Here is an 8,882-nt window from a genome sequence, read left to right on the forward strand (position 1 = left end):
ACGCCTCGTCTCTGACAGCGTGATGTAAAGAACCCGCTCGCCCAGTCGCGCGCCCTCCAACAGGAACTGCATGGCGATGGTCGTCTTGCCGCTGCCCGGGCGACCTTCGTAAAGGTAGAGCCGGTTGGTATCGATCCCGCCGCCCAGAATGTCGTCCAGGCCGACACTCCCCGTCGAAATCCGCGGGGCATCGTCGATCTCGTCGACGTCAATCCCGAGCTTTGCGTTCATCTCTTATCTCCGGACAGGCTCGGACCCTGGCACTGGACAATAGGCCAAGGATGAAAGTTCTCCAGTTAAAACAGCCCTTGTCGAAATTCCACGGATTTCCGGGGTATGTTTTCTGCCTTAGCCTTTTGGCCGGTCGGGGTGCCACACCCGGCATCATATGTTTCCAAGCGACCTTTTTCGTGGCCATGCGTTGAACCAGGTCTGCGTAATATCGTCATCGCCAAACCTTTTTGGGCCACACCTTTTTGGCGAAGCATTATTTCCGAGATTGAACATTCAAGAAGGACGAACAAAATCCATATGACATCGGCAAACGCGTCAGCGTCGGAACCCGCGTCCGACCCGCTTTCCAGCGGCGGCGCGCTAAGTGATCCGATCTTTCGCGCGCTGTTCGAGGCCGCCCCGACTCCCTTTCTTGTGCTACAGCCACCGGAGTGGACTATCGTTGCTGCAAACGAGGCACGTCTGCAGGTTACCGGCACAACGCGAGCCGGGCAGATCGGCTATAAATTGTTCGAGGTGTTTCCGGATGACCCCGATGATCCAGAGGCGGACGGGACGCGTAATCTTGAAGCATCGCTAAGGCGCGTCCTGGCAAGTGGCGAGGCGGACGTCATGCCGGTGCAACGCTACGCGGTCCGCGATACCGAAGGTCGGTTCGTCGAGCGCTGGTGGAGTCCCGTCAACAGCCCGGTACTCGGTGATGATGGCGAGGTGGCGCTGGTCATTCATCAAGTAGGGGAGGTGACTGAGCCGGTTCAACTCCGCGGCGCTGCTCACGTACTGGATCAGCCCTCGCGCGACCAACAGGCGGTCATTGACCGCGAGCGGACGGCGGCCGCGGCGCTGCGGGCAAGTGAGGAGCGCAATCGCCGTCTGATCGAGGGGGTTACGGATCATTCGATATTCGTGACCGCGCTCGACGGCACGATCGTCGATTGGACGCCGGGAGCGGAAGCGGTCTTTGGCTGGCCAGCGGCTGAGATCGTGGGAAAACCCGCGGAGATATTGTTTACGGCTGAGGATCGCGCCGAGGGCGTGCCGGCCCGTGAACTACGAACCGCGAAAGAGCAGGGCTACGCGATCGACGAGCGTTGGCATATACGCCGGGATGGATCGTGCTTTTACGCGAACGGATCGGTGCGACCGCTTCACGACGCACGAGGCGCGGTCGAGGGATTTATCAAGATCGCCCGCGACGAGACCGAGCGCCGTGCCGTTGATGACCGTCTCCATGCGAGCGAGGAATTCACCCGCCGCATCCTCGCTAGCTCCGCTGACTGCATCAAAGTGCTTGATCTGGATGCCCGTCTCGAATTCATGAGCGAGGGCGGAATGTGCGTCATGGAGGTCGACGATTTCGGGGCGATCGAGGGCACCTGCTGGCCTGACTTCTGGCAAGGCGAAGAACATGCGATGGCCAGAACGGCCGTCGCGGAGGCCAAGCGCGGCGGCACCGGTCGCTTTCAGGGTTTTGCGACCACATTAAAGGGGACTCCCCGCTGGTGGGATGTCATCGTCACCGCCATGACGGGCCCGGACGGCACGCCCGAAAAACTGCTCTCCATTTCCCGCGACATAACCGCCAATAAGGAGATCGAAGTTCGGTTGCGCGAGCTGAACGACACGCTCGAACAGCAAGTGGCCGAACGGACCGCGGAACGAGACCGGATGTGGGACACGTCGCCCTACCTGATGGTCGTGCTGGATTTCGAGGGGGTGTTCCGCCGTGTGAATCCGGCCTGGACGACGTTGCTTGGCTATTCGTCGGAGGAGCTTGTCGGGCATCACGTCAACGAATTCGTCATGCCGGACGATCATGACGATACCGTCAAAACCGTTAAGCTGGCGGCCGGGGGGGAGTTCCCGCGGGTCGAGAACCGCTATCGCCACGTGGACGGTTCGGTACGGATAATATCCTGGGTCGCGGCTCCTGCAAATGAGCTGGTTTACGCAACCGGACGTGACATAACCACAGACCGCGCCGCCGCCGAGGAGTTGGAACAGGCTCAGGATGCGCTGCGTCAGGCTCAGAAGATGGAGGCCGTCGGGCAGCTAACGGGCGGGCTCGCGCATGACTTCAACAACCTCCTGACCGGCATCATGGGCAACCTTGAACTGCTGCAACTGCGCATCGCGCGGGGTCGTCTCGACGATGTGGATCGCTTCGTCACGGCAGCACAGGGGGCGGGGCGTAGAGCCGCGTCGCTTACGCAGCGTCTTCTGGCGTTTTCGCGCCGCCAGACGCTCGATCCCAAGCCTACCGACGTGAACCGTCTGATCGCCGGCGTGGAAGAATTGATCCGACGTACGGTTGGGCCGACCACCGATATTCGCGTCGTGGGCGCAGTGGGTCTGTGGACAGCAATGATCGACCCGGGGCAGCTAGAGAATGCGTTGCTGAACTTGTGCATTAACGCGCGCGACGCGATGCCAGACGGTGGCGCGATTACGATCGAGACGGCGAACAGGTGGCTCGACGAGCGCACCGCCAAGCAGCGCGATCTCGCTCCCGGTCAATACCTGTCCATCTGTGTAACCGATACCGGGACCGGCATGACGCCCGAAGTGGTCGAGCATGCGTTCGAACCGTTCTTTACAACAAAGCCGATGGGCCAGGGAACGGGTCTCGGCCTATCCATGATTTATGGATTTGCACGTCAGTCCGGTGGCCAGGTGCGTATCTATTCCGAAGTTGGCCAGGGCACCACCATGTGCATCTATTTGCCTCGGTTTCTGGGTGATGCTCCCGACCTCGAGGCCACGCACATAGTGGCGGCCGATACAAAAGGCCGAGGCGAAACCGTGCTGGTTGTCGACGATGAGGCGACGATTCGCCACTTGGTCGAAGAGGTGCTGGATGATCTTGGCTATGCCGTGATCGGGGCCGCGGACGGCCCGGCCGGCTTAAAAGTCATTCGGTCCGGAGTACCTATCGATCTTTTGATCACGGACGTCGGACTGCCCAACGGTATGAACGGGCGGCAGGTCGCGGACGCCGCGCGCGCGATTGTCCCCGAATTGAAGGTGCTTTTCATCACCGGTTATGCGGAGAACGCCGCCGTTGGGAACGGTCATCTCGACCCGGGTATGGAACTGTTGACCAAACCCTTTGCGCTTGATGATCTGATGCAGAAGGTTCGGGAAATGCTTAGCAAGCCCGGCGGGTAAGTGATCACTCGCCCAGGAAAAGCTCGGCCGCAGCATCGATGATCGCTTCCGCGTCGAGCCGATAAACGCGCTGCAGGTCAAACAGATCGCCGGTTTGGCCAAAACGATCGACGCCGAGCGGACTGACCCGCTGACCACGAACCGCTCCCAGCCACGACAGCGCGGCAGGAGAGCCATCGAGAACGGTTATCAGCCCGGCGCTGCGTGACAGCGGCGCAAGCAGCGTTTCGACATAGGATGGCGGCGGAGGCGTTCCCGTCCAGCGCGCCGCCCGGCGGGCCGACCAGCCGCGATGCAGGAGATCGGGTGACGTGACATTCAGCAGACCGAGACCCGGCAGGTCGTCTTTCAGACTTTCGAACGCATGAAGGACTTCAGGCGCCACCGCGCCGCTGAAGACGATGGCCGCCTCTGCGCCGCGCGCAGGTTTATGAAGCCAATAGCCGCCAGCCAGCGCGCCCGTGCGCCAATCGTCGTCCGTGCGCGCAACTTGCTCAATGCTGCGTGTCGTCAGTCGCAGATATACCGAGCCGCCGTCATCAGCCTGAATATGACCGAAACCATGCTGCATGATCTGCGCCAGCTCATCGGCAAAGGCTGGCTCATAGGCCGTGAGGCCCGGCTGGCCCATGCCGATCAAGGGCGTGTTGATCGACTGATGGGCACCGCCCTCTGCCGCCAGCGTCAGGCCCGAGGGTGTCCCAACCAGCAGAAAACGGGCATCCTGGTAGCAGGCATAATTCAGCGCATCGAGCCCGCGCGCGATGAACGGATCATAAACCGTCCCGACCGGAATCAGGCGCGTTCCGAAATGCGGTGCCGCCAATCCCAGCGACGACAACATCAGGAAGAAATTGTTTTCGGCGATGCCCAGTTCGATGTGCTGGCCAGCGGCATGGCCCGCCCATTTCTGCGCGCTCGGGATTTTCGCTTTGCTGAAGACGTCGGCCAGTTCGCTGCGGCGGAACAATCCCCGCTGGTTGACGAACGCGCCGAGGTTGGTCGTTTGCGTGACGTCGGGCGCGGTGGTGACGATACGATCTGCAAGCGGCGCGCCCGATTTGGCGAGGTCCAGCAGGATGCGACCGAAGGCAGCCTGCGTCGACTGGTTGCTCCCATCAGGCGTTGGGATGGGAGGGACCGGAATGGCCGCCGCGCGCGGCTCGGGTGATTTTACCGCCAGCGCACTTTGGCCGATAAAGGCGCGCAAGGTTGCCGCCGCGTTGTCGCCCAGACCGCCAAACGGTTCCCACTCGGCACCTTCGGCAATGTTGAGGCTGTCTCGAAGCGCGGCGATTTGCGGCGGGTTCATCATTCCCGAATGATTGTCCTTGTGCCCCGCGAGCGGCAGGCCGAACCCCTTGATGGTATAGGCGATGAACAGCGTCGGGAGCGTATCCTGCGCGCCGTCGAACGCTTCGATCAGGCTTTCGACGCAATGCCCCCCCAGATTTGTCATCAATTCGGCGAGCGCGGCATCGTCGTAGCGCGCGAGCAGGCTTGCGAACTTCGGCTTGTGACCCACGTCCGCCGTCAGCCGAGCGCGCCATGCGGCACCGCCCTGATAGGTCAGCACTGCAAAATCCACATTGGGACAGGTATCGATCCAGTCCTGAAGGTCCGCGCCGCCGGGAAGTGCAAACGCCGCTTTTTGCCGCTTGCCGTATTTGAGGGTGACGACGCGCCAGCCACAGGTTTCAAAAATATCGTCGAAGCGGCGGAACATGCGGTCGGCGGTCGTGTGGTCGAGCGACTGGCGGTTGTAGTCGACGATCCACCAGCAATTGCGGATGTCGTGCTTGTAACCCTCGATCAGGCATTCGTAGATATTGCCCTCGTCAAGCTCGGCATCACCCATGAGCGCGATCATGCGGCCTGCGTCGGCCTCCGCCATCGCGCCGTGCGCGATCAGATAATCCTGCACGAGGCTGGTGAACGCGGTTGCGGCCACGCCCAGGCCCACGCTCCCGGTTGAAAAGTCCACGGGGATTTGGTCTTTGGTGCGGCTGGGATAGCTCTGTGCGCCGCCAAGGCCGCGAAAGCGCTGGAGCTGATCGAGCGACTGGCTGCCGAGCAGATAATGGATCGCGTGCAGCACCGGCCCGGCATGCGGCTTGACCGCGACCTTGTCCTGAGGGCGGAGCGCGTGAAAATACAGCGCCGCCATGATCGCCGTCATCGAGGCACAGCTTGCCTGGTGCCCACCGACCTTCAGCCCGTCGCGCTTGGGACGAAGATGATTGGCGTTATGCACGGTCCAGGACGACAGCCACCGCAGACGCGTGTCGAGGAGTTCGAGCGCAGCTATCGTATCTTCGCGCGGGCGGGACTTGGTCTGAATATCGTTCATCTTGGCTCTCTAGCGGTCAACTTGTGCGGGGCGAGATAGCGCGTCGCAAGAACCGATGCGTGCCCGGTATCGCGGACTGTCAACGAACGGGCGATGCGTGCAGGCCCGCTTCATTGCCCGGCAGGCCATCGGGGATCAATGTGTAAAAACCGGAAAGTCGCAGCCGGACTTTGACGGGCCCCGCCGACTGGTTCTGAAAATACCACCCGTGAACACCATCGAAGGGCGCAGTAAGTACGCCGTTGTCAGACGCACCCGTTGCCTTGCGGTAGTTCGCGACGGTCATGGACCTACCCGCGACGACGGTATGGCCGTGAAATTCGGTGTAGAATTCTTGTGGGTCGGCGATGCGCACGACCTGCCAGGTGTAGAGGAACGTGGAGCCTTTCGTCACGCGGACCTTGTATTCGACGGCTTCGCGACCGTCCTGCCGGTCGCTGTCGCCGAGATCGATATCGAGCGTGTCGCTGCGAAATGGGGTCGAATAACTGCGCTGCGCTGGCTGGCCCGACTGAGTGGCCGTGACGACAGTCTCTTCGGGTGCCCATAATGCGGCAATGCCCGTTGCCTTCCCCAGGCCGGTCGGATCGCGATGGAATTCGGCCGGCAACACCGCGACGAGCAGAATTGCAACGGCGGCGGCCAGCGCGAGTGCTGTCACATTCAGAATAGTGCGGCGTGCTAGCGGAGGAGCTTCGATTTCGGTGAGATTTGTCACGAAGCAATTCCCCAAACATAGCCCGACAGATGGTAGCCGATCAGCACGAACCCGGCAGCCATGATGGCACAATTGGCACCAACGGCCATCGATCCAAAAGTCCGTGAGCGTCGTGCGGTGACGATGACCGCAAGCAGGACCGACAACGCGATGATCTGCCCCAGCTCGACACCGAAATTGAAAGCGAGCAGGTTCGCAACCAGACCTTCGCGGTTGAGGTGCAACTGTTCGAGCTTCGTCGCAAGTCCAAGGCCGTGAGCAAGCCCAAAACCGAAAACAACCGCGCGCGGATCGGGTCGAAATCCTGCCAGACGCTGAAAGCCGCCAAGATTGTCGAACGCCTTATAAGCGACGGACAGCCCGATTATCGCATCGACGAGAGAGCTGTTCAGGCCGAACCCGAACAGCACACCAGTCAGCAAGGTGATGCTGTGCCCGAGCGAAAAAAGTGAGACATAGAGCACGACGTCGCGGAAGCGCCGGAGGAAGAAGATCACGCCCAGGAGGAAAAGCAAATGGTCGTAGCCGGTAACCATGTGCTTGGCGCCGAGATACAGGAACGGTCCGATTGCAGCGCCATGCGTCGCCGCGACAAACGCTGCATCACGTCCCCCGATCGCATGGGCCGCCGCTTCGCTGGCCCAAAGCATGCTTGCGGCACCGAGCAGGAGAGCGACCCATAAGTGGCGCAACCGCGTCAAAGTCCGTTCGTCAGGAAAACTGCCATCATCCCACGCATTTACCGATCCTATGCCCAAGACGAGATGGTCTGAAATAAAAACCGATGCGCTATCGGTATCGCCCCCGGTCAGTCCGCAACTGGTCACGCGCGGATCGGCGCGAGATGATGCCGAAAATAAGGGAGGACGGCGGATGCTTGAATTTGGACAGGTCTCAGGACGGGCACGGCTGCATGATGCCGATTCATCGGCGCCACTTATCGTTGCGGTCCACGGCGGGACCTATGATTCTGCGTATTTCGACGTTCCCGGCCACTCTTTGCTGGACCGTGCGGTCGCGGACCATCTGCCGATCATTGCCATCGACCGTGCCGGCTATGGTGACACGCCGTTGCTGGCCAAATCGGCAATGACGCTGCGCGGGCAGGGGCAATTTCTGGTCGGCGCACTGGGCGATATCTGGCGTCTGCATGGCGAGGGGCGGCCCGGGCTTTTCGTCATCGGCCATTCGATCGGCGCTGCAATTTCATTGTTTGCGGCGAGCAATCCCGGCGACCTGCCTTTGCTCGGCCTTGCGGTCTCGGGCGTGGGCATGCGCACACCATCCGAACATAAGGCGATGTGGGAGTCGTTTCCCGATGAGGATCTTGTCGGCCTGCCCGACGAGGTGAAGGACGGCGTCATGTTCGGGCCCGAGGGGAGCTACGACCCGCAAGCGCCCGCAGCGGCGCGGATCGCCAATCGAACCGTGCCGCGCGTCGAGATCGTCGATATCGTCAGCAACTGGGCCGGCGATGCCGAAAACGTACTCGGCGCGATCCGCGTGCCGGTGCATTATCGTCAGGGCGAATTCGACCGGCTGTGGCTGGTCGATGAGGACGAAGTGAAACTGTTCGAGAAAGCGCTGTCGCAGAGCCCGCTGGTCGATGCCGCTATGGCGACCGGCATGGGGCATTGCCTGGACTTCCACACCATCGGCGCGGCGTTTCAGCGCGAGCAGTTGAGGTTCGCGGTGCGCTGCGGTGAGGTGTCTTAGGCGGGCTTGCTGCCATATGACGCCACGAACTCTTCGAAGCGTCGAGGTTGCCGACCCAGCAACCAGGTCAGCACGTTCGGGTTGCCGATGAAATCGTTGCTGCTGTAGCGCGCCGACAGCGATTGGCTGACGCTCACTTCAAAGGGCATCGTGCCGGGATCGCGGTCGGGGAACAGGCCCTGCAAATAAGCCTCGGCACCGATGCGTTCGACGGTAACCGTTTTGCCGAGAAGTTCAGCGATGATCGCCGCCATGTCATGCGCCGTATATCGGCCGGGAGCCGCCAATTCGTATGTGGCTCCGAAGTGAGACTCGCCGTCCGTCAGCACAGTGGCGGCGACGTCGGTGATATCGCCGATGTCGATCAGCGATTGGTGTCGTTCGAGCGACCATCCCGCCCGCAGGATGCCGGTTTCAAAGATCCGCTCGAACCGGCGCGGGGCCATGTAGATCGTCGGCTGGAGGATCGTGAATTCAAGGTGTGACGATAACAGATGTTCCTCGATTTGGCGCTTGATCCGATGTTGCACCAATTCGCTGAGGATGGCGTGGAGCACCGAACTGAAGACGAAATGCCTAACACCGGCCACGTGCGCGGCATCGATCCAGGCAAAGCCGATCTCACGTTCGCGCGGCTGAATGCCGGGGCAGACGTGATAAACGGTGTCAACGCCCTTGATCGCCCGTTCGATAAGT

7 protein-coding genes and 1 pseudogene are annotated in these 8,882 nt (G+C 61.3%); 3 read left to right on the forward strand and 5 right to left on the reverse strand.

What is annotated here, in order from left to right; genetic code table 11:
* The coding region (locus tag Q0R02_RS00070) for an ATPase domain-containing protein (protein WP_293879723.1) at window positions 1-231 on the reverse strand (231 nt) is incomplete at its 3' end.
* A 300-nt stretch (window positions 232-531) separates the two neighbouring features.
* Between Q0R02_RS00070 and Q0R02_RS13765 the strand changes: the two are divergent.
* Both Q0R02_RS13765 and Q0R02_RS00075 read left to right on the forward strand, forming a co-directional pair.
* Window positions 532-765 (forward strand): annotated as a pseudogene (locus tag Q0R02_RS13765) (PAS domain-containing protein); the annotation flags it as partial.
* A gap of 180 nt (window positions 766-945) precedes the next feature.
* Window positions 946-3,402, forward strand: a complete 2,457-nt coding sequence (locus tag Q0R02_RS00075; RefSeq protein ID WP_293879725.1) for a PAS domain-containing sensor histidine kinase — start codon at window positions 946-948, stop codon at window positions 3,400-3,402.
* Between the two features lie 4 nt (window positions 3,403-3,406).
* On the opposite strand, the gene Q0R02_RS00080 is transcribed toward Q0R02_RS00075, so the two are convergent.
* The 3 genes from Q0R02_RS00080 to Q0R02_RS00090 all read right to left on the reverse strand — a co-directional run bounded on the left by Q0R02_RS00080 (window position 3,407) and on the right by Q0R02_RS00090 (window position 7,297).
* A complete protein-coding gene (locus tag Q0R02_RS00080) occupies window positions 3,407-5,752 on the reverse strand; it encodes a transketolase (protein WP_293879727.1) in 2,346 nt (781 codons plus the stop codon).
* A gap of 79 nt (window positions 5,753-5,831) precedes the next feature.
* A complete protein-coding gene (locus tag Q0R02_RS00085; RefSeq protein WP_293879729.1) occupies window positions 5,832-6,470 on the reverse strand; it encodes a hypothetical protein in 639 nt (212 codons plus the stop codon).
* Window positions 6,467-7,297: a HupE/UreJ family protein gene (locus Q0R02_RS00090; RefSeq protein WP_293879731.1), complete on the reverse strand. Its 831-nt coding sequence runs from the start codon at window positions 7,295-7,297 to the stop codon at window positions 6,467-6,469. Before Q0R02_RS00090 ends, Q0R02_RS00085 begins: the two co-directional genes overlap by 4 nt.
* 46 nt (window positions 7,298-7,343) lie before the next feature.
* Between Q0R02_RS00090 and Q0R02_RS00095 the strand changes: the two genes are divergently transcribed.
* Window positions 7,344-8,186, forward strand: coding sequence for an alpha/beta hydrolase (locus Q0R02_RS00095; protein WP_293879733.1), 843 nt, complete (start codon window positions 7,344-7,346; stop codon window positions 8,184-8,186).
* On the opposite strand, the gene Q0R02_RS00100 is transcribed toward Q0R02_RS00095, so the two are convergent.
* Window positions 8,183-8,882, reverse strand: a 700-nt coding sequence (locus Q0R02_RS00100; RefSeq protein WP_293879734.1) for an SDR family oxidoreductase, incomplete at its 5' end; no start/stop codon positions are given. The two genes, Q0R02_RS00095 and Q0R02_RS00100, sit on opposite strands and share 4 nt — an antisense overlap.

This window comes from Sphingomonas sp., assembly GCF_025353885.1.
GTDB lineage: Bacteria > Pseudomonadota > Alphaproteobacteria > Sphingomonadales > Sphingomonadaceae > Sphingomonas_O.

What these genes read in the sequence shown, in the direction of transcription:
- Q0R02_RS00080 (WP_293879727.1), bottom strand. Translation starts at nt 5,752, where the DNA reads ATGAACGATATTCAGACCAAGTCCCGCCCGCGCGAAGATACGATAGCT.
- Q0R02_RS00095 (WP_293879733.1), top strand. Translation starts at nt 7,344, where the DNA reads ATGCTTGAATTTGGACAGGTCTCAGGACGGGCACGGCTGCATGATGCC.